The 616-nt window shown below is 48.4% G+C and carries 1 protein-coding gene; it reads left to right on the forward strand.

All coding sequences use genetic code 11. The annotated features are described in order from the left end of the window. Positions 1-616, forward strand: a 616-nt coding sequence (locus R7R24_RS28280) for an FAD-dependent oxidoreductase (protein ID WP_318120392.1), incomplete at both ends; no start/stop codon positions are given.

Here is a 616-nt window from a genome sequence, read left to right on the forward strand (position 1 = left end):
CCTGTCGTCGATGAGCTTTCACGTTTAGGCGTCAATAGTTGGCGTCGCTGCAAAGAAGATGAGCTGCACGCGAATACAGGCTCGCCCCGTCATCTTGAAGGTTTCCATTCTTCGGTTGCTGCTAGCGTCCAGCCCGCCTTGCTGGCTAGAGGTTTGCGCCGAGTCGCATTAGAAATGGGGATCGAAATCTTCGAAAACACACAAATGACCAAATTGGGTTTTGGCCAACCAGCTACCGTGTACACCCCTGACGCACAAATAAAAGCGAAGCAGGTCGTGCTGGCATTAAACGCATGGATGGTGGAGCACTTTACACAGTTCAAAAACAGTATCGTGGTGGTTTCTTCCGACATGGTCATCACCAAACCGCTTGGTGAGTCGTTACGGAAAACGGGCTGGCAAGCGGGAACGAGCGTGTTAGATTCGCGTATTTTTGTTCATTACTACCGCGATACGCCAGATGGTCGCTTCATGTTAGGCAAGGGAGGCAATCAGTTCTCTTTCAACAACCAAGTGGACGTGATGTTCAATAAACCAACTCGTTATCAAAATCTTCTAAGGAAGTCATTCGATAAACTTTTCCCGAGTTTGAAAGAGGCGGAGTTTGAATACTCAT

The organism is Vibrio sp. 704, assembly GCF_033339295.1.